This is a genomic window from Pandoraea morbifera, from assembly GCF_902459575.1.
Lineage (GTDB): Bacteria > Pseudomonadota > Gammaproteobacteria > Burkholderiales > Burkholderiaceae > Pandoraea > Pandoraea morbifera.
The window spans coordinates 162,449-181,080 of the sequence record NZ_CABPSD010000001.1; the positions used below are offsets into that span (position 1 = coordinate 162,449).

The window sequence follows — 18,632 nt, forward strand, 5'->3', positions numbered from 1 at the left end:
CCCTTCAGGTCGCGACCTGGCGCCGGAACGCGATGCGATCGGCCGCCCAAACGAGTGCCATCGTCGCGCCCATTAGCGGGAAGATGGCGCCGAGCGCGACCATGCCGGCGACCCAGGCGCGCATTGGCGGGCGCGACGCCGCACGAGCGGGCGCGCCCAGCGTCCGGGCCGGGCGGCGCATCCACCACATCGCGAATCCGGTCACGGACATCGCGAGCAACCCCATCGAGATTGCTGCACAAAGCCATTGATTCGCCGCGCCGAAGTACTTGCCCATGTGGAGCGAGGTGCCGTAGGAAATCGCTTGTGCGATGCCGCCGTAAGCGCTGTAGTCGATGTCGCGAAGTACCGTGCCGCTGTATTGGTCGATGTGCATGGTGCGCTCGGCGCGCGGGTCGGCCGGGAAGTACGACACGGTGTACACGCCGTCCGCCGTCGATGGCACGACGAGGCTGTAGCCGTTCTGAACGCCGCGCCGCGCCGCGATGGCCATGACCTCGTCGACGGACAGCGCGCCCGTCGCGCGCAAGCGCGCGGGCGTCATGCCTGTCGCGTCGGCCATGCCGTCGTGCCCGGCATGGTCCGTGGGAGCGGCCGCCGCGGGAGGCGTCGCCTGCGTCGGCGCGCCATGTGGCGTACCCACCATGTCCGGCGCGCCGGACCGCGGCACGGGCATATTGCCGACGGCCCACGGAATCTGGGCGAGGGGCAGGTCGTCCATCGTCGTCGGCTTTTCGGGCACCGTTGAGCGCACAGGCGCCTTGCCCCAGGCGCCGGGTGGCGAGCCCATCCCGGCTTGCGTCGCGAGTGCCTTGAACTGGGCGCCCCACAAGCCGGTCCACGGCAGCCCGGTCAGCACGAACGCCAGCCCGCCGGCCGCCAGCCAGAGGCCCATCACGCCGTGCAGATTACGCAGCAGGGCCCGGCCGCGCAGTTGCCAGCGCGGTCGCAACGCGTTCGCCCACGTCGCACCGGCGCGCGGCCACCAGAGTGCGAGACCGGTGCCCAGCATCACTAGCGTCCAGCAGCCGGCCAGCTCCATGAGCCACTCGCCGGGTTTGCCCAGCATGAGCGAGCGATGCAGGTTGCGCGCCTGTTGCATCAGCCGGTGTTCGACGCTCAGTGTGCCGAGCACCGTCCCCGTATAGGGATTGACGTAGACGCTTTGGCGCGCGCCGTCGGGCAGGCGAAAGATGAACTCGGCGCTGCGTTCGGGGGCGCGGTTGACTTCGACGCTGCTGATCCGAGCGCCGGTGGGCAACGCGGACGCTGCGTGTTCCATCAGCGTCTGCTCGGCGATTCGCGGCGAATCGGACGCGTCGACGATCATCCTGTCGTGATAGAGCCACGGTTCGATTTGCGGTGCAAAGACATACAGCGTGCCGGTGAGGGCCAGCACCATGAGCCATGGCATGACGAAAAGGCCCGCATAGAAGTGCCAGCGCCAGAGGGTGCGATATTGTCCGGCGGCTGTGCCCGGTTGCGCCTGTTGCGCACGGGCAAAGGGGATATTTGGGGGATGCATGAGGCAACGATTCCCTCTCGTGTCGCCGCGGGCTGCGCGATGCGAGCGCCGCGGCATGCGCATGCCGTCCTCGCGTGACGTCGTGTTCAGACGTCGACGTGCACGGCCGGCGCAAATGAAGAGCGACGCCACCACCGCCGTGGGCGGGGCGTCGGACTGAGCGCGAGATCAGGAGAGGGCGGGCGGCGCGCGTGCTGGCGGCGCGAAGGCGAGGCGGGGGGAGGGCGCGAGCGTGTCGCCGACGGGGCCGGCGCGGGCAACCCAGGCGAAGGCAACGGCGCCCGTGAGCGACGCCATCGTGAGCGGCGGGTGATTCGCGAGCAGCGAGCAATAGCCGCAAACGTCCCCGGCGCTGTCGTGCGAGGCGTGGGGCATCGACGCCTCGTGGCTGTCATGCATGGCCGATGCGCGCGATGCCGACTTCGAGCTCAAGGGCCCGTCCACGCGGCACAGCGCGACATCCAGCCATCGCGCCTGCTCAGCGCGATGCGCCGCCATTACCTGACTCACGACCGGCATGCCGATTGCCAGGCACATGGCGACGAGGCCAAGCCATGCGAACAGGCGTCGTTTGTGGGCGGTCAGGTGCATTGGACAGCGAAGGATGCCGTAGCGAGCGGAAAGCCGGAATGCTATCACGAGGGAATTTTGAATCCGTTTGTGTCGATGCTTCGAACGGATACATTCGGACACAAACGGCGGCGGGCGCGCGGATATAACTCTGACTACGCGCCCGGCAGGCATCGAAACGGCTGGCCCCAGGGCGTGTTGGCTTCGCTTTTCCGGCACGCGCCGGACCATCACTTACTGAGGACAACAACCATCATGTCGGAATCGATCAATCTTCGCCGTCGACGTCTGTTGGGCACCACGCTGGCGGGCGCCACGCTCGCGGAACTCGGCTTTTCATCGCTTGCGCGGGCATCCGTCTCGAGCTCGGCCGGAGGGCATGCCTCGTTCGAGGCGATGCGCCAGGTCGAAGCGGGAGACCTGAGCGTCGGATATGCGCAAGCGGGACCGGAAGACGGCAACGTCGTGATCCTGCTGCACGGCTGGCCGTATGACATTCACAGCTATGTCGACGTGGCACCGTTGCTGGCCGCGGCAGGTTACCGTGTGATCGTGCCGTACCTGCGCGGCTATGGCTCGACCCGGTTGCTGTCGGCGGCGACGCCGCGCAACGGTCAGCAGGCCGTGGTGGCGGCCGACGTCATTGCCCTCATGGACGCCCTGAAGATCGATCAGGCGATTCTCGGCGGCTACGACTGGGGAGCGCGCACCGCCAATATCGTGGCCGCGATCTGGCCGGAGCGGGTGAAGGCGCTAGTCTCGGTGAGCGGGTATCTCATCGGCAGCCAGGCGGCCAACCGCGCACCGTTGCCGCCGCAGGCCGAATTTCAGTGGTGGTATCAGTTCTACTTCGCCACGGCGCGTGGCGCGCAAGGTTATGCGGCGAACACCGATGCGTTCAACAAGCTCATCTGGCAACTGGCGTCGCCGAAGTGGCAGTTCGACGATGCCACTTACGCGCGCTCGGCGGCCGCGTTCCACAATCCCGACCACGTGGCCATCGTGATCCACAACTATCGCTGGCGTCTCGGGCTGGCGCAGGGCGAGCCGCGCTTCGATGCGCTCGAGCAGCGTCTGGCGGCGGCGCCGAAGATTGCCGTGCCGACCATTACGATGGAGGGTGACGCCAACGGGGCGCCACATCCCGCGCCGGCCGCTTACGCGAAGCAATTCACCGGGAAGTACCAGCATCGCAACATCGGCGGCGGTGTGGGCCACAACCTGCCGCAGGAGGCACCGAAAGCCTTCGCCGACGCGATTCTGGAGGTCGTGGCGCTGTGAGATGCGGGGTGCTAGCGCGCGGGCCGCATCGCCCGGGCGGCGCGCTCGAGGGCCAGCACCTTGGTGGTCACCAGGTAGGGATATGTCGCATCCCTTTCGTCCGGGGGCAGGCTTTCCAGGAACTCAGCCAGTTCGATGGCTTCCTCTTCAGGATCGAAGTCGTCGATGACATGGGCGAAATGAACGTCTTCAACACTGAACAGCGCACGCCAGAAGAGGGGCAGGCAGGCATTCGCTTCCAGCGACGGGCCGCCAGCGGCGAAATATGGCTTGAGCTCCCCCTTGCGGCCCTCAGGCATGCGCGGCCACGGCGGACTCTCGAGAAAGACAGGATGGGACATGTCTTGAGCCTTTGGCTGAGTCGGTCATTGCAACCCGGAGGTGGCATGCCGAATTTTCGGGGTGGTCGGCAGCCAGGGGAATTCTGTCTGAAGCCCGCCGTTTTGTCACCTTGCGGGCGGTGTGGCGGGAAATACCGCAGGGGGAACGGGGAATCGGAATTCGGAGGAAGGTATTGTTGCAAGTGCAATCGATACGTGGCATGATCGGCGGCAATGAATTGCAAATGCAATCGTTTTGCCGGCGTGCACCCGGGTGTTGCCGGTCTCCTTTCCTCCAGGCATCGAATAAGGACAGATCAAATGGCGCTTCAACTCTATGGATTCTGGCGTTCGAACGCAGCGTTCCGCGTTCGCGTGGCGCTGGCACTCAAACGTTTGCCGTATGAAGAAATCGGCGTGGATTTGCTCGCGGGACGGCAGTTCGATGCGGCGTACGCCGAGGTGAATGCGGGGCATATGGTGCCGACGCTGGTTCACGACGGCCATCGCGTGTTCCAGTCGCTGGCGATCATCGAGTATTTGGACGAGCTGTATCCCGAGCCCCGTCTGGTGCCCGGCGATGCGAAGGATCGCGCGTATGTTCGCGCGCTGGCCTCGGTTAGCGCCGCCGACTCGCATCCGCTGGTCGTGCCGCGAGTGCGCAAGCATCTGGCGCAGGCGTTCAGGGCGGACAAGGCAGCAATCGAGGCGTGGTGCCGCCATTGGGGCGAGGAGGGCCTCGCCACATACGAGCGTCTGCTCGGGCAACGACCGGCGTCGCCATACGTGATGGGTGACGCGCCGACGCTTGCGGACATCTGCATTGCCGGGCAGGTCGTCATCGCCAATCTCTACGGTATCGACTCGAGCGCGTTTGCGCGTGTGGCCGCGCTGTCCGAGCGCTGCTTCGCGCTGCCCGAGTTCGCGGATGCCCACCCGAGGCGTCAGCCCGGCTTTCTTGCCTGATTCAGGCTCGATTCAGGCGCGAAGCCGGCATGAACCGGGAAGCCGGATGGAATCAGCCTTGCGCCGTCGTTGACTCAAGCATCGGCAGTCGCCGTCGAGAACCGTCCGCGGAGTTCTTCGAGTCCCAGCGATTCGAGCACGTGTTCGAGTCTCTCCGCCGGGCGACGGCGTGGCAGATCCTTGTATTGGGCGACGATCAACTCGTTCTTCATCGAGTGTTCCCAGCCCACCAGCTCAGTCACGCTCACCTGATAGCCATGCGCCTCCAGTTGGAGGCAGCGCAGCACGTTCGTGACCTGGCTGCCGAATTCACGCGTATGCAGCGGATGACGCCAGATCTCGGTGAGCGGATTGCCTGCTAACTGCTTGCCTTTGTGCTTGCGCAACACGCCGGCGACTTCGGCCTGGCAACACGGCACCAGCACGATGTGGCGTGCCTGCTTGGCGAGTGCGAAACGAATGGCATCATCGGTCGCGGTGTTGCAGGCGTGAAGCGCGGTGACGACGTCGATCGTCGCCGGCAGCGCGGGCGACGTGATCGAGTCCGCCACCGACAGGTTCAGGAAGGACATCCCCGGAAAGCCCAGTCGCTGCGCCAGTGCCTGCGACGTCCTGACCAGTTCCTCACGCGTTTCAATGCCGTAGATATGCGAGTCGTCGGCGAGCGCCTTGAAGAAGAGGTCGTACAGGATGAAGCCCAGGTAAGACTTGCCGGCACCGTGATCGGCGAGCGTGACGCGTCCGCGATCGTCCTTGACCTCCTGGAGCAGCGGTTCGATGAACTGGAAGAGATGGTAGACCTGCTTGAGCTTGCGACGGCTGTCCTGGTTCATTTTGCCGTCGCGCGTCAGGATGTGCAGTTCCTTGAGCAACTCGACGGACTGGCCGGGGCGGATCTCGTGGGTGTTCGGCGCGGCGGGTGTACGGGGTGTTTTCGACATGGGGGCTGAATTTGCTGCGGGCGGTGAAGCGGCCCGGAAAGACCGATAGTTTACCGAATTCCGGTATCGCACGAGCACGGGCCGCCGGGGCAGTCGCCGGCCGGATCGGCGGCAGCCGCCGTATTGGCGGAGGGAGGGCGATGTATTGATGCTACACGACGAGACGGTTGATTGTTTGTGCTATTCTTGAACTATTCACAAACTATTCACGCATCAGTGCGTCGGGAGGGGCAGTCATGCCGGATCCTTTGCCGCGAGTCGACGAGCTACGCCGTCTTTTGTCGCATGGGATAAGGACAGCAGCGGAAATCACGTCGGTCCTCGCCATCAGCCAGCCAACGCTTTCTCGCCTGGTCAGAAGTGCGCCCGAACTATTCACCAACTTTCGTGTGGCGGGCGATCGTACGCCCAAGTATGGGCTGCTGCGGCCGTTGCCGGGTGGGCTCGGTCCGCGTCAATCCGTATATCAGATCAGCGAATCGGGGGCCATCGAGCCGTTTGCGAGGATCGAGTTTCTGGGCGGCGGCGCGACACTGGAGGTGTCGGGCCGGGGCAATGTCCTCTATGACGGATTGCCGCCTTACATGCATTTTGCGTCGCCGTCCGGCTTCCTGGGACGTCAGGTGGCCCGCTCGGTGGCCACGGACAAGCAATTTCCGGAGAGTTTGCGCGACTGGAGCGACGAGCACCGTATCGCGTATCTGTTTTCGCGCGGGCTGAACCTGCCCGGCAATCTCGTCTACGGCGACGCGTCGCTGCAGCGGGAAATGGAGTTTCGCGAATTGCCACCAGTGCCGCACGACGAGAAGCTCGCCTATTACGAGAGCATGGCGAACCAACTGAAGGACGCGTCGTATGGGTCCAGCGCCGGCGGCGAACAGCCAAAGTTCCTGAGCTTCACGCAGGACGTGGGACACGTGATCGTCAAGTTCGCGAGGCGCGGTGGACGCATGGCCGATCTGCTGCTGCTGGAGCACATTGCGCAGCAGTCGTTGTCGGTCGCCGACGTGCCTGCCGCATCGGCGATGATCCTCATGTCGGAGCGCTACGTCTTTCTCGAGGTGCAGCGTTTTGATCGCGTCGGCCGTTACGGCCGCATCGGCATGCTGTCTGCGGGCGCTATCGACGACGAGCGCTTCGGACGACGCGATACCTGGTCGCAGTTCGCGGCGCGTTGCGAACAGACGGGCGTTCTTTCGGAGAGCGAGGCGGCGAGGATTCACGTCATGGCCGCGTTCAGCGAACTGATCGGCAATGGCGACCGGCATTTCGAGAACATTTCGTTGCTCCAGGACGCGCGGGGGCGCTTCACACGCGTCGCCCCGGCATACGACATGCTGCCGATGCGATACGCCCCGCTGGGCGGTGGCGTCGATCCGGACCTGCTGCCGATCACGCCGAGCGTGGGCACCATTGGCGCGCGTCCCGTCGTGTGGGAGCGCGCGTTTCGGGCTGCGGAGGACTTCTGGGGGCGTGTGCATCGCAGCGAGTCGCCGGTGGCGATTCCCGAAGCTTTCCGGGCGCTCGCCCGCCTCAATCTGGACACCGCCACCCGGTTCGTGGCGCCGCTTTTGCCGTCGACGCGTCGATGAGCGCCGCCGCCACTTCGTACTGGCATGCAGGCGCGCGTGGCTGCGTCAGTGCCTGCGCTGCAGCGTCGCCTCGTACCATCCCCTCGTGCTGTTCACGATGCGCACGACGAGCAGCATGAGCGGCACCTCGACGAGCACACCGACAACTGTCGCGAGCGCCGCGCCGGAGCGCAAGCCGAAGATGCCGATGGCGGTTGCCACTGCCAGCTCGAAGAAGTTGCTCGCCGCGATCAGGCACGACGGTCCCGCCACGCAGTGGGCGACGCCGAGCTGGCGGTTCACGAGATAAGCCAGTCCGGCGTTGAGCATGACCTGCGCGACGATCGGTACGGCCAGCAGTGCGATGACACGCGGCTCGGCGAGCAGGACTTCTCCCTGAAAGGCAAAAAGCAGGACGAGCGTTGCGAGCAGGGCGCTCATCGAGTACGGCGCGACAGTCGATACCGCTGTATCGAGCGCCTGCTGGCCGCGCCGCAGAAGCCCTCGTCGGAGGGCTTGCGCAATGCCGACGGGAATCAGGATGTACACGATGACCGAGACGATCAGCGTCTTCCATGGTACGGCGATTGCCGAGACGCCGAGCAGCAACGCCACGATGGGGGCGAAGGCGACGACCATGATGGCGTCGTTCAGGGCCACCTGCGAGAGGGTAAAGTACGCGTCGCCCTTGCAGAGTTGCGACCAGACGAAAACCATGGCCGTGCACGGCGCCGCGGCAAGCAGAACGAGCCCGGCGGTGTAGCTGTCCAATTGATCCGCCGGCAGCCAGGTTGCGAAAAGGTGGCGGATGAACAGCCACGCCAGGAACGCCATCGAGAACGGCTTGACGAGCCAGTTGACTGCCACCGTGACCGCCACGCCGCGCCAGTGCTCGGCAACCCGCCCGAGCGAACCGAAATCGATCTTGAGCAGCATCGGCACGATCATGGCCCAGATCAACATGGCGACCACGATGTTCACGTGCGCGACTTCCAGGTGTGACAGCCGAACCACGAGGGTCGGCGCGACATGACCGATCCCAACGCCCACGACCATGCACAGCGCGACCCATAGCGACAGGTATCGCTCGAACGTCCCCATCGCTGCGGGCCGCGCGCCCTCGGGAGCTTGAGAAGGCTGCAATCCTGACATCATTGCCCCTTGGCGCGAAGCGCGTCGCCCATTTGCTGCAGTTCGCCATGAGCGGCAGCCGGGTCGAGCTTATCCAGCGGCAAGTCCACCAGGAACTCGATTCGCGTGCGCAGTTGCAGGTACGCCTGGACGAATGCTTTGCGGATGTCGTCGGGCGAACCCGTCGCTTGCGACGGGTCAGGCACGCCCCAGTGGGCCTTGGCCGGATGACCCGGCCAGATCGGACAGGCTTCGCCCGCGGCGTTGTCGCACACCGTGAAGATGAAATCGATGACCGGGGCGCCGGGTTGCGCGAACACGTCCCAGGACTTGCTATGCAAGCCCGACGTGTCGATGCCGCGCGAAGCCAGTAGCTCGAGGGCGTACGGGTTAGGCCTGCCGGACGGCTGGCTGCCCGCACTGAACGCAACGAAGCGTTCGCTGCCGATCTCATTGAGGATGGCTTCGGCCAGGATGGAGCGGGCCGAATTGTGCGTGCACAGGAACAGCACGTTGCGTTTGGTGGTATCCGCTTGACTCATATTTGACTAGAATTCCAGAAATATCGAAATTTAGCGAGGCCTTTCACGACCCATGGGGCGTGTCGCCGCCTCGCGATTGAAAACACCGTCTCATCCTTGCCAAAAGCTACTTTGAACGATTCCGACGCCGTCAAAGCCCTCGCCGCCCTGGCGCAGGGCCACCGTCTTGCCGTTTTCCGGCTGCTTGTCGTCGCAGGCCCCGACGGCCTCAGCGTCGGTCACATTGCCGAGGCGCTGGGGCTGCCGAACGCCACGCTTTCGTTCCACCTGAAGGAGCTGGCCAACGCCGGTCTCATTGCCTCCCGTCAGGAGGGGCGATTTATCTTCTATTCGGCTTCCATCGACAGAATGAACACGCTCATCGCGTTTCTGACCGAGAATTGCTGCCAGGGCGTGCCGGGGCTGTGCGAACCGTCGTCGCCCCGGAAGTGCTGATCCGTTGCATCATTTTCCTTCGTCCGAGGGCGGCGTCGCGCGTGCGCCGATCGCGATCGCCGACAGATCCGTCGACACGTCGAGCGGTGTTTGCGCCTCGACGCGCTCGCTGTAACGGTCGACCAGATAGTCACTCCTGCCGCGCAGTAGGAGGGTGAACTTCACCAGCTCTTCCATCACGTCGACAACGCGGTCGTAATAGGCGGACGGCTTCATCCGGCCAGCCTCGTCGAATTCCTCGAACGCCTTCGCGACCGACGACTGGTTGGGGATGGTGAACATGCGCATCCATCGTCCGAGCTGGCGGAGCTGATTGACCGAATTGAACGATTGCGAGCCGCCGCTGACTTGCATGACGGCCAGTGTCCGGCCTTGCGTGGGACGAATACCGCCCATCGACAGCGGCAAATGATCGATCTGGTTCTTGATGACGGCGGAAATCGTGCCGTGCCGCTCGGGGCTGCACCACACGTGGCCTTCCGACCAGAGGGACAAATCGCGGAGTTCTTTCACCTTGGGATGCGCGTCAGCCTGGACCTCGTCGGGCATGGGCAGGCCGCGCGGGTCGAAGATGCGAACTTCCGCACCCATGCGTTGCAGCAGGCGCGCCGCCTCTTCGATCAGCAGTCGCGAGTAGGAGCGCTCGCGCAGCGAACCGTACAGCATCAGAATGCGCGGTGGCGCGGCGCCCGCCATGCCGAGTTTCGCCGCGATGGTGGTATCGAGAAACGCCGGCTTGATTGCGGGAAGTGTCGAATCCGGGGCGATGCGAGATGTCATGTCGGCTTGCGGAGGATAATTGTTTCTATATTTCCAATTTTATGGAATTGTTTGATCTGGCGCAAGTGCGTCGAATCTAGGGCGACGGGTCGCAGGTTTCGTCTGTCGGGGCCGGTGGGGCGCATGTGGCGGCGGGTAGTGCACGTCACCCTCCGCCCGACAGGGCGACAAACCCGAAAATCCTCGCCAGCGACGGCACGCTTGTCACGAGCGTCAGGCTCACGGCAGTGCAGATCAACACGATCCAGAGATATCGGTTGCGTACCAGCGGTCGGTCTTCGGCGGTTGCAAGACCCGAAATCGCGGGCGTCACGAAGATCAGCGCCACATTGGCGACAACGAGGAGCAGGAATGCGAGGGTGCGTGCGCGGGCGACCCCGCCGTCGAGTTTCAGAAGCGTTGCATAGGCGGCAAGCACGAGCAGGGCGCTCAGCGTGCCCGCGAGCGCGCTGCTTGCCAGCGCACGTGCGTCGAGCAGACGTGAGCGGGCCGGGCGGGGCGGCACGCGCATCAGGTTCCGAGCCCCCGGCTCGTTTTCGAAGACGATCGAACAGACGGGATCGATGATCAACTGCAGGAAAACGATGTGCACGGGCGCTAGCATCGGCGGCAGACCGGCGACGACCGGCAAGGTCGCGGCCGCGACCATCGGAATATGCACGGCGACCGTGAAATTGACCGCGAGCACGATGTTGGCGTAAATGCGCCGCCCCAGGCGAATCGCCTCGACGATCGGGCTGAAATCGTCACGCAACAGCACCAACGCCGCGACCTCGCGGGCGACCTCCGCGCCGCGCAGCCCCATGGCGATGCCGATATGCGCGGCCTTGAGGGCGGGGGCATCGTTCACGCCGTCGCCCGTCATTGCCACGATTTCGCCGTTTTCGCGCAGCGCGTTCACCAGTTGCAACTTTTGGCCGGGGCTGATGCGAGCGAAGATTTCCGACGCATTCACCGCCTCGCGCAGCGCCGCACCGCTCATGGACGCCAGATCGCGCCCAGTGACGACATGGCGATTGTCGATCCCCACGTCGGACGCGATGGCCTGCGCCGTGGTAGCGTAATCGCCCGTCATCATGACCACGCGGATGCCGGCGGTCCTGCATTCGGCGATGGCGCCCGCGACCTCCGGACGAACCGGGTCGGACAGGCCCACGAGTCCGACGAACGCGAACGCGAAGCCGTGCTGGTGCGCGGGCCATTCGCCGGGCAGGTATTCCGATTTTGCGACACCCAGCACGCGCAGACCTCGCGTGGCCATGTGGCGCGCCCGCTCGAGGACTTGCGCGGCCTGTGTCGCGCTCATCCGGCATAGGGCGCAAACCGCCTCCGGCGCGCCTTTGCACGCAATGGCGTGATGCGCGCTGTCCGTCTGCATGCGCCACGCATGCGACATGGCGGGCAGTTCAGGCGTCAACGCGTATTCATGCACCAGCGACCAATCCGTGTGCAGGCGCCCCGTGCCGGCGAGCGCCGAGCGGCCCATGGCGTGAAAGGCGCGCTCCATCGGATCGACGGGGTCGATCTCGCTGGCGAGCACGAGGTATTCGATGAGCTCGTGAAAGGGTTCGTCGATGTGGGGCGTGTCCGGGCCGATGTCGAGCAACCGGTCGCCGACCGCCAACGCACTGACCGACATCCGGTTTTGCGTGAGTGTTCCGGTCTTGTCCACGCATAGCACGCTGGTCTGTCCCAGCGTCTCGATGGCGTTCATCCGCCGGGTCAGCACGCCCTCCCTGGCGATGCGTCGGGCGCCGAGCGCGAAGAATACGGCGAAGATGACAGGAATTTCCTCCGGCAGTATGCCCATCGCCAGCGTGATGCCGGCGAGCAACCCGGGCAACCATTGCTCGAAACGCCACCGATAGATGACGCTCAGCGCCACGACCAGTACCAGCGCGATGAGGGCAAATCCGTTCACGAACGACTTTGCCTGGCGCTGCAGGGGCGATGGCGCCTCCGAGATGTCGCCCAGAGACTTGCCAATGCGACCGAGGGCGGTATCGGACCCGGTGGCGATCACGCGCATGCGACCTTGCCCCCGCACGACCATGGACCCGAGGAACAGCAGGCGGTCTGGTGACGCATCGGCGCCGTCAGGCGGGCCACCGCCACGCTTGTCGATCGGGGTGGATTCTCCGGTGAGCAGCGCTTCGTCCACGCTGAGTTCGTGGGCTTCGATCACGATGCCGTCGGCCGGTATGCGGTTGCCCTCGTCCACGAAGGCGATATCGCCCGGGACCAGTTCCGTGGCGGGCACCCATCGCCGCTCGCCGTCACGCAGCACCTCGGCGCGCGGCGCGGACAGCTCCCGCAGGGAATCGAGGACCTGGCCGGCCCTGCGGGACTGATAGACCGTCAGGCTCACCACGCCGAGCACGAACGCACATAGTGTCAGCGCTTCAGTACGGTCACCCAGGGCGAAGTAGACGCCGCTGGCCGCGAGCAACAGCAGGAACATGGGCTCGCGAAGGACGTCGGCCAGTACGAAGCGCCAGTCGCCGCGGCTTCGGGCGTCCACCACGTTGCTTCCATGGCGGGCGCGTTGTTGCGTCACCTGAAGCGCCGAGAGTCCTCGATCGGCGTCGGCACAAGGCAGTTGCGGGCATTCGATGCCAACTGCCGGTTCGGGAGGCGGGGGCGCCAACGATTCGCGCGTTCCGAACACGGGACCGCCGGATGTCGGGGGGAGGGCGTTTGCCGATCAGCGGCGCGGTTTCGGGCAGCCCTTGCAGAGATACATATTCCCGAAGTAGTCGGGATCGTCCCATGCGAAGTGCAGATCGAGGTTGCCGCGTGTCGGCACTCTCACCTTCCGCACTTCCGAGTTGCGCGCTGTTTGCGCCACGATGCGGTAGCCGCCCGCCGGAATGCGAACGAAAAGGAACGGGCCCTCGGTTCGCACGGCCAGCATCTGGTGTCCCGTTAGCGTCGTGATGGTGACGTCGACGTCGGAAAGATAGCTTCCCGTTTTCGAGGAAAACGTCATGCGAAGGTTGTATTTCGGCGCGGCTTCACGGAATTCGCGCACCTCGTCTTCGCCGATGCCGCCGGTGATGTAGCTGACCTCGTCGCCCGCCTGAACGGGCTGGCCTGGCGCCGCCCTTGCCGTCAGCGACGTGAAACAGCAGGCGAGGAGCGCTAGCGCGAGCAGGCGCGTCAGGTGGCGAGCTTCCCGGAACATGACAATTCTCCAGACGAATCAATAATTCAAGAATGGACATCGCCGGCCGGACGTGTGTTGATGGATGTCAATGGCGGACGGATTGCCGCGCGCACGGCGAGCGCCGGCGTGTGTTCGGCGCGATTCTCTTGACGTGCCTCAAGTCGAGCGTGTTCAGCGCGACTAGCGTTGATACACGTGCCCATGATCGGTGCGCGCGGTGGGTGCCGATGCCCCCGTCTTCATCGCAGAGGAGAGGATTGCCATGCAAAGAGAAATGAAACAGCGAGGATTGTTCGTCGCCCTTCGGGTGGCCCTGGGCGCCCTGGCGGTCGCGGCGGCACCGGCCATGGCGCAGCCGTCGGGCGGCGGCTGGGGCTGCGCTCAGGGCTATGGCCCAGGGATGATGCGCGACGGGTACGCCGGTCGGATGATGGGGCCCGGCATGATGGACTGGTCTGGCGGATGCGGTCCCTGTGCGGGGCCGGATGGCGCGCCCCAGCGCGAAAACCTGAACCTGAGCGTGGACCAGGTGCGTAGCAACATGGATCAGTGGCTCAAACGGTCCGGCAATGCACGCCTGAAGCTGGGAAAGGTCGCGGAGCGCGATGCCGATACGATCACCGCCGATGTGGTCACAGCAGAGAAAGACGTGCTCGTGCAGCGTTACGAGGTGAACCGCCACACCGGATTCATCCGGTCGGTCAAATGACCGCAGCGGCGTGTCCTCCTGTCCCGGGGGCAGGGGATACGCCCCTCACACCGAGTAGGGAAGTCCTTCTTCGATCGGCAGCGACGGGTCGCGGGACCACTCGTTCCAGGAGCCGAAGTACAACCGCACATTCCTGATCCCGGCCTCTTCGAGCGCGACGAACGTGTTGGATGCGCGTGCGCCCTTGAAGCAGAACACGATGACGGGCGTATCCCGGGAAATGCCGACCGTGGCGCATTCGGCGAGAATTTCGCCGGGCGATTTGAACATCTTGCCCGTCGGGGTCGGTTTCATCATTCGATACCATTCGATCCAGACCGAACCGGGAATTCGCCCTTTGCGCGGGCAGAAGTCCTTGCCGTACGGCGATGAACTCTCGGCGATCCATTCGTCCACGTCACGCACATCGAGTTTCACGATGCGTTTATCGGCGACGGCGATCTTCATTGCGTCGAGATCGACGAGAATGTCGCGCGCGCCGGCGTTCTGCGGAAACGTCACGGGCGTCGGATGCGGAACCTCGGTCGAGCTGGGCAGCCCGGCCGCGCGCCACGCCGCAAAGCCGCCGTGGAGTACCTTGATCTTGTCGCGCGGGTAGCCGAGAAAGCGCAGCAGGACATAACCCCGACAGGACTGCCCGAACCCCGTTTCCATCGATTGCTCGTAGATCACGGCGGTTTCCTTGCCGGACAGCCCGGCGTTGCCGAAGGCGTTGGCAAACGTGTCGTGAAGCGCATTCAGGCCCTCGGGCGTCGAGGTCGCAAGATAGGTAAAGATCTCGTGAATATTGACGGCCCCCGGGATGTGGGCTTCGGCGTAATTGGCCGCGTCGCGCGTGTCGACGACGACGGCGGCCTCCGTGTTCAGCATGGCGGACAATGCTGCCGGCGAAATCAGAACGTTGGGGCTCACGGGCGACCTCCTGTCCATGCGCAGCGCATGATACGCAAGCGTAGGTCACACTCGGCATCGTGCGTTGACGTGGATCAACGCCCCCGGCACGGCGCATCGCCACTTGTTGGTCGAGGCGAGCGCGCAAGGCGAGGGGAGGTTGGCGCCAAGCCAGGGACCTTCGACTATTTCGCCGGCATTTCCATCGAGTGATGGTGCGTCATGCCGGCATCCGGTTTGTCGGTTGCGTCGTGGCCATGGTCCGATAGCTGGGCGTCGAACCACTGATGCAGTGCAGCGACCAGGCGCCCCCGCTTCGACCGGTAGGCAATTTCGCCGCCGTTGGGCAAATCTCGATAGTGAATGTCAAGTTCCCCTGGCTTCGCGGCGCGAAGCGCAGCCAGACCGGGCATGTCCGCGCCATGGATCTGACCGGGCGCTTCGTAATCGCCGGCGGAGAAACGCCGGGCGATGGCCGACAGGTGCTCGCGAATCAGAGCGACCTGCTTCGGATCGTGCGTCCTGGTCACGACCTGCTGAATGCCGCCGTCGGCAGTTTTCGAAAAGACGTGGGTCGTCGCCGCAAGGGAGAACGGCATGACATCGGCGCCGCGTCGCGACACATCCATCTGGCGCGGAGTGTCGTTGGCGCGCGCCGACGGTGCAAGCGCGAGGGCGCCCAGCAGAAGAAACCGGGATGCCGCAGCAGCGGCGTACAAATGGCGTTTCATGAGAGGACTCTCCGTGGCTGGCCGCCGTGCGCGTCATATGCGTCGTTTTCTTGAGCGCCCGTGCGTCCGCGGGACGACAAGGCGCGTGTTTCCCGTACGTCACCGGATTCCCAGTGTAGACGTTTTCCTGTCGCGGCTGACAGACGTGCCAGTGCATTATCCCTTGATGTGGTCGACGGACATTGGCGGGAAGATGACGCTCACGTCCAAGCCGTAGCGGGCGCTTTCGTCGGACGTGCTTTCGTTGATATAGGAGAGATGAATCCGCGCCCCGGATTTGTCGGCGACGGCCTTCGCAATCGCCAACCCAAGGCCCGAGCCCGTGGTCTGGGTTCCAAGGACGCGATAGAACGGGTCGAACACACGCTCACGTTCTTCCGGGGCAATGCCGGGTCCGGTGTCCCTGACCCGAAGCACGACCTGACGGGGATCCGACTCGAGCATGAGGTCGACGCGCCCACCGGACGGCGTGTAGCGAATCGCATTGTCGACAAGATTCTTCATCAGCACCTCCAGGTCCGTCTCGCTCACCGGCAGGGCGGCGTCCTCCTGCGCTTCGATGCCGATGTCGATCTGTTTGGCTTCGGCAAGCGGGTGCAGCGTTTCGAGCGTGCGACGGAAAACCTTGAGGGCGGAGTCGGTGCGGGCTTTGGCGTCTTGCTGGGTTGCCTGCACACCGGAGAGCGCAAGCAGATGATCCAGCAGATATCGATTTCGCTCGATGCCCTGCCGCAATTCCACCAGCCGTTCGCTTGCGGACTCGGACATCGGCGCTTCGGCGAGCCGCTCGGCTTGCAGGGAAAGCGCCGTGAGCGGTGTGCGAAGCTCGTGGGCCGCGTCGGCGACGAAGCGGTGCTGGGCATCGACCGACGTGGCTACGCGCGCCAGGAGATTGTTGATCGCGTGGAGGAACGGTCGAATTTCGCTGGGCAGATGTTCCGTCGGAACGGCATGCAGCTCGCTGTACTGGCGCTGGTCGATCTCGCGGGAGAGGCTCGCCACTGGGCGGAATATTCGCCGAACAAGCCAGCCGACAACGAGCAGCAACACCGGGACGAAGGCAATCAGCGGCATGACGGTGCGAATGGCGCTGGTGCGTGCGATTTGGTCCCGGACATCGGTTTCCTGCGCGACGGCGATGCGCTCACCGGATTTCAGTGTCTTGGCGAGCACACGGTAAGGTTCTCCGCCGACCTTCACGGTCGCGAGCCCATCCGGAATCGACAGCGTCAACGGCAGTGGCAGCTTGTCGTCGCCATCGGTTGGACCGCTGCCGGGCGGCGGGGAGACCCCGAGGCGCTGGACAACGACGCGTGCGTCGTCACTGTTTGCCTGCGGCGCCTGGATGTCCTGAAACTCGCTCGTTGGGAGGTGGTTATTGTCGACGAGCGCGGCGACCTGCCGCAGGATGTCGTCCTGGAGTTCATGGGCTTCGTCGAAGGCAGCGCCAAACGAGATCACGCCGGCAATGACGGCAAACACCAGGATGGCGACCGAGAGCCATAGGCTCAGGCGAAGTCGAAGCGAGTCGCTCAGTCGCGCTTTGTGACCATCCATCCCGCGCCTCTCACATTCCGGATCGTGTCAGTACCGAGTTTCTTGCGAAGCGAATGGATGAGGAATTCGATCGCGTTGCTCTCGACTTCCTCGCCCCATCCATAAATCCGGTCTTCGAGGTCGCTGCGCGACAGGATCGCGCCGGGGCGAGTGAGCAGCGCCTCGAGCAATGCGAACTCCCGATTGGACAGTTGGACTGCGGCCGATGCGGTTGTTCGCGCCTCCCGCGTTACCGGATCAAGGGTGACGACGCCGTTCGTCATGACGGGCAACGCCTGTCCGGACTGGCGACGCATCACCGCGCGAATGCGTGCGAGCAATTCCGCCATTTCGAACGGCTTCAGGATGTAGTCGTCAGCGCCGGCGTCCAGGCCCTTGAGTCGTTCCGGCAATGCGTCACGGGCGGTAACGATGATGACCGGAACCCGTCGCCCCTTGGCTCTGAGGTCTTGCAGAACGGTGTGGCCATCCTTGCGAGGCAGGCCAAGATCGAGCAATACCAGATCGTAATGCTGACACTCGGCGGCGGCGAGGGCCGCCTGTCCGTCGTTGACCCAATCGACCGCGAACGACGCATCTCTGAGCGAGTCGCGCACGACGCGGCCAATCATCGGATCGTCTTCGACGAGCAAAATTCGCATGTCCTGGTCTCTGAGGTGGCATGGCAATGCGCTTTCGTCGGAGCGCATTGCCGGCGGTGGGCCTGATCGGCATCCCCTTGCGGAACGTCGTGCCTCACACGGGCACATTGTGAGGCACGACGCTTAGCAAAGACTTAGCATGCCCGCATCGGTGGTCCCGGGTTGCCCGAGGCGGGCGGCCCGGTCCTGCCAGGGGATTACGGATTTTCATAAAGATGCTGGATCGACGACTCGCCGGCGACCTGAATCTTTGCCGTCCGGGCCAGGCTTGTACGAGGGGCGACGTGGAGAACAGGGTACGCGTTACGGGGCTCGGTCAGCAAGCCTTGCCGTTCGGCGCGGCGCAGGCTTTGTTCTACAGAGGCTCGTGTGAGGTTGGCGTTCGACCGATGGCTCGTCGCGGTCCTCGGATAGACGGTGTCGCCTTGTTGAAGCGCGCCATGTCGTTGCGCGCGCACAAGCTGTCCGTACACCTGCGCCCGGGTCAGCGGCGTCAGCGAATCGGTGGTGGCGGGGAGGGACATCGTTGATTGCATCGACGATGGGAGGGACGCCGCCTGGGCGTTTGCCTGAACGGCGCCGAACGATCCCAGCAGGGCGAGCAGGGCGGCAACATAAGACATCTTCATGATTGAGCTCCTAACGTTGACGATCAAAAGGAAGGCGCGAATATCGATGCCATCGCAGAACCTTCGATTCGATCGTAGGCGTGAAGCCTTAGCAAATCCTTAGCGGGGCGAACCGCAGGCACACGGCATTGTGGCGGCCCGAGGCTTGGCGGGATCGCAATAGCGGCCGGGGTCGGTATCGGGGGGCTGGCGACGACGCAGGACGAGCGCTCTCGCCTTGCCGCGGAGTATGCTTGCGCAAGGCCG

19 protein-coding genes are annotated in these 18,632 nt (G+C 64.5%); 5 read left to right on the plus strand and 14 right to left on the minus strand.

From position 1 onward, the window contains the following. Positions 1–4 precede the first annotated feature (4 nt). Both PMO31116_RS00620 and PMO31116_RS00625 read right to left on the minus strand, forming a co-directional pair. A complete protein-coding gene (locus PMO31116_RS00620) occupies positions 5–1,525 on the minus strand; it encodes a PepSY-associated TM helix domain-containing protein (protein WP_150564999.1) in 1,521 nt (506 codons plus the stop codon). A gap of 168 nt (positions 1,526–1,693) precedes the next feature. Beyond that, positions 1,694–2,116 carry a DUF2946 domain-containing protein gene (locus tag PMO31116_RS00625; RefSeq protein ID WP_024788897.1) on the minus strand — a complete coding sequence of 141 codons (423 nt, stop codon included), beginning with the start codon at positions 2,114–2,116 and terminating at the stop codon, positions 1,694–1,696. A 234-nt stretch (positions 2,117–2,350) separates the two neighbouring features. Here PMO31116_RS00625 and PMO31116_RS00630 point away from each other — a divergent pair, with 234 nt between their 5' ends. Continuing rightward, complete coding sequence (locus tag PMO31116_RS00630) at positions 2,351–3,376, plus strand: alpha/beta hydrolase (protein WP_150565000.1); 1,026 nt, start codon at positions 2,351–2,353, stop codon at positions 3,374–3,376. Between the two features lie 11 nt (positions 3,377–3,387). On the opposite strand, the gene PMO31116_RS00635 is transcribed toward PMO31116_RS00630, so the two are convergent. Next, positions 3,388–3,717 (minus strand): hypothetical protein, encoded by a 330-nt coding sequence (locus PMO31116_RS00635; RefSeq protein WP_150565001.1) that lies wholly within the window; start codon positions 3,715–3,717, stop codon positions 3,388–3,390. A 300-nt stretch (positions 3,718–4,017) separates the two neighbouring features. On the opposite strand from PMO31116_RS00635, the gene maiA reads away from it, so the two are divergent. Further along, positions 4,018–4,662 carry a maleylacetoacetate isomerase gene (gene maiA, locus PMO31116_RS00640; RefSeq protein WP_150565002.1) on the plus strand — a complete coding sequence of 215 codons (645 nt, stop codon included), beginning with the start codon at positions 4,018–4,020 and terminating at the stop codon, positions 4,660–4,662. Between the two features lie 74 nt (positions 4,663–4,736). Here the strand turns inward: maiA and PMO31116_RS00645 are convergent, their stop codons facing one another. After that, complete coding sequence (locus PMO31116_RS00645; protein ID WP_150565003.1) at positions 4,737–5,603, minus strand: class I SAM-dependent methyltransferase; 867 nt, start codon at positions 5,601–5,603, stop codon at positions 4,737–4,739. A 236-nt stretch (positions 5,604–5,839) separates the two neighbouring features. On the opposite strand from PMO31116_RS00645, the gene PMO31116_RS00650 reads away from it, so the two are divergent. Further along, positions 5,840–7,195, plus strand: a complete 1,356-nt coding sequence (locus tag PMO31116_RS00650; protein ID WP_150565004.1) for a HipA domain-containing protein — start codon at positions 5,840–5,842, stop codon at positions 7,193–7,195. Positions 7,196–7,240: 45 nt separating this feature from the next. Here the strand turns inward: PMO31116_RS00650 and arsB are convergent, their stop codons facing one another. Both arsB and PMO31116_RS00660 read right to left on the minus strand, forming a co-directional pair. Beyond that, the gene (gene arsB, locus PMO31116_RS00655; RefSeq protein WP_150565472.1) at positions 7,241–8,326 is read right to left on the minus strand and encodes an ACR3 family arsenite efflux transporter; all 1,086 of its coding nucleotides are present in this window, start codon (positions 8,324–8,326) and stop codon (positions 7,241–7,243) included. After that, on the minus strand, positions 8,326–8,847 hold the full coding sequence (locus PMO31116_RS00660) for an arsenate reductase ArsC (RefSeq protein WP_150565005.1): 522 nt from the start codon (positions 8,845–8,847) through the stop codon (positions 8,326–8,328). Before PMO31116_RS00660 ends, arsB begins: the two co-directional genes overlap by 1 nt. 111 nt (positions 8,848–8,958) lie before the next feature. Between PMO31116_RS00660 and PMO31116_RS00665 the strand changes: the two genes are divergently transcribed. Beyond that, positions 8,959–9,282: an ArsR/SmtB family transcription factor gene (locus PMO31116_RS00665; protein ID WP_150565006.1), complete on the plus strand. Its 324-nt coding sequence runs from the start codon at positions 8,959–8,961 to the stop codon at positions 9,280–9,282. 9 nt (positions 9,283–9,291) lie between these two features. Here PMO31116_RS00665 and arsH read toward each other — a convergent pair whose 3' ends face one another. The 3 genes from arsH to PMO31116_RS00680 form a co-directional block, all read right to left on the minus strand. Beyond that, on the minus strand, positions 9,292–10,062 hold the full coding sequence (gene arsH, locus PMO31116_RS00670; RefSeq protein WP_150565007.1) for an arsenical resistance protein ArsH: 771 nt from the start codon (positions 10,060–10,062) through the stop codon (positions 9,292–9,294). A gap of 145 nt (positions 10,063–10,207) precedes the next feature. Further along, positions 10,208–12,676 carry a cation-translocating P-type ATPase gene (locus tag PMO31116_RS00675; RefSeq protein ID WP_246185121.1) on the minus strand — a complete coding sequence of 823 codons (2,469 nt, stop codon included), beginning with the start codon at positions 12,674–12,676 and terminating at the stop codon, positions 10,208–10,210. Positions 12,677–12,766: 90 nt separating this feature from the next. Next, entirely contained in the window at positions 12,767–13,246 is a 480-nt protein-coding gene (locus tag PMO31116_RS00680) for a carboxypeptidase regulatory-like domain-containing protein (RefSeq protein ID WP_150565008.1), read from the minus strand. Positions 13,247–13,490: 244 nt separating this feature from the next. Here PMO31116_RS00680 and PMO31116_RS00685 point away from each other — a divergent pair, with 244 nt between their 5' ends. Further along, positions 13,491–13,937, plus strand: coding sequence for a hypothetical protein (locus PMO31116_RS00685; RefSeq protein WP_150565009.1), 447 nt, complete (start codon positions 13,491–13,493; stop codon positions 13,935–13,937). A gap of 45 nt (positions 13,938–13,982) precedes the next feature. Here PMO31116_RS00685 and PMO31116_RS00690 read toward each other — a convergent pair whose 3' ends face one another. The 5 genes from PMO31116_RS00690 to PMO31116_RS00710 all read right to left on the minus strand — a co-directional run bounded on the left by PMO31116_RS00690 (position 13,983) and on the right by PMO31116_RS00710 (position 18,386). Beyond that, positions 13,983–14,849: a sulfurtransferase gene (locus PMO31116_RS00690; protein WP_246185087.1), complete on the minus strand. Its 867-nt coding sequence runs from the start codon at positions 14,847–14,849 to the stop codon at positions 13,983–13,985. A gap of 164 nt (positions 14,850–15,013) precedes the next feature. Further along, entirely contained in the window at positions 15,014–15,559 is a 546-nt protein-coding gene (locus PMO31116_RS00695; RefSeq protein WP_150565011.1) for an aspartate carbamoyltransferase, read from the minus strand. A 156-nt stretch (positions 15,560–15,715) separates the two neighbouring features. Then, on the minus strand, positions 15,716–17,041 hold the full coding sequence (locus PMO31116_RS00700; protein ID WP_343038588.1) for a sensor histidine kinase: 1,326 nt from the start codon (positions 17,039–17,041) through the stop codon (positions 15,716–15,718). A 50-nt stretch (positions 17,042–17,091) separates the two neighbouring features. Continuing rightward, positions 17,092–17,757, minus strand: coding sequence for a response regulator transcription factor (locus PMO31116_RS00705; RefSeq protein WP_150565012.1), 666 nt, complete (start codon positions 17,755–17,757; stop codon positions 17,092–17,094). A gap of 197 nt (positions 17,758–17,954) precedes the next feature. Then, positions 17,955–18,386, minus strand: a complete 432-nt coding sequence (locus tag PMO31116_RS00710; protein ID WP_150565013.1) for a DUF4148 domain-containing protein — start codon at positions 18,384–18,386, stop codon at positions 17,955–17,957. Positions 18,387–18,632: the final 246 nt, after the last annotated feature.

What these genes read in the sequence shown, in the direction of transcription:
- PMO31116_RS00620 (WP_150564999.1), bottom strand. Translation starts at nt 1,525, where the DNA reads ATGCATCCCCCAAATATCCCCTTTGCCCGTGCGCAACAGGCGCAACCG.
- PMO31116_RS00625 (WP_024788897.1), bottom strand. Translation starts at nt 2,116, where the DNA reads ATGCACCTGACCGCCCACAAACGACGCCTGTTCGCATGGCTTGGCCTC.
- PMO31116_RS00630 (WP_150565000.1), top strand. Translation starts at nt 2,351, where the DNA reads ATGTCGGAATCGATCAATCTTCGCCGTCGACGTCTGTTGGGCACCACG.
- PMO31116_RS00635 (WP_150565001.1), bottom strand. Translation starts at nt 3,717, where the DNA reads ATGTCCCATCCTGTCTTTCTCGAGAGTCCGCCGTGGCCGCGCATGCCT.
- maiA (WP_150565002.1), top strand. Translation starts at nt 4,018, where the DNA reads ATGGCGCTTCAACTCTATGGATTCTGGCGTTCGAACGCAGCGTTCCGC.
- PMO31116_RS00645 (WP_150565003.1), bottom strand. Translation starts at nt 5,603, where the DNA reads ATGTCGAAAACACCCCGTACACCCGCCGCGCCGAACACCCACGAGATC.
- PMO31116_RS00650 (WP_150565004.1), top strand. Translation starts at nt 5,840, where the DNA reads ATGCCGGATCCTTTGCCGCGAGTCGACGAGCTACGCCGTCTTTTGTCG.
- arsB (WP_150565472.1), bottom strand. Translation starts at nt 8,326, where the DNA reads ATGTCAGGATTGCAGCCTTCTCAAGCTCCCGAGGGCGCGCGGCCCGCA.
- PMO31116_RS00660 (WP_150565005.1), bottom strand. Translation starts at nt 8,847, where the DNA reads ATGAGTCAAGCGGATACCACCAAACGCAACGTGCTGTTCCTGTGCACG.
- arsH (WP_150565007.1), bottom strand. Translation starts at nt 10,062, where the DNA reads ATGACATCTCGCATCGCCCCGGATTCGACACTTCCCGCAATCAAGCCG.
- PMO31116_RS00680 (WP_150565008.1), bottom strand. Translation starts at nt 13,246, where the DNA reads ATGTTCCGGGAAGCTCGCCACCTGACGCGCCTGCTCGCGCTAGCGCTC.
- PMO31116_RS00685 (WP_150565009.1), top strand. Translation starts at nt 13,491, where the DNA reads ATGCAAAGAGAAATGAAACAGCGAGGATTGTTCGTCGCCCTTCGGGTG.
- PMO31116_RS00695 (WP_150565011.1), bottom strand. Translation starts at nt 15,559, where the DNA reads ATGAAACGCCATTTGTACGCCGCTGCTGCGGCATCCCGGTTTCTTCTG.
- PMO31116_RS00705 (WP_150565012.1), bottom strand. Translation starts at nt 17,757, where the DNA reads ATGCGAATTTTGCTCGTCGAAGACGATCCGATGATTGGCCGCGTCGTG.
- PMO31116_RS00710 (WP_150565013.1), bottom strand. Translation starts at nt 18,386, where the DNA reads ATGAAGATGTCTTATGTTGCCGCCCTGCTCGCCCTGCTGGGATCGTTC.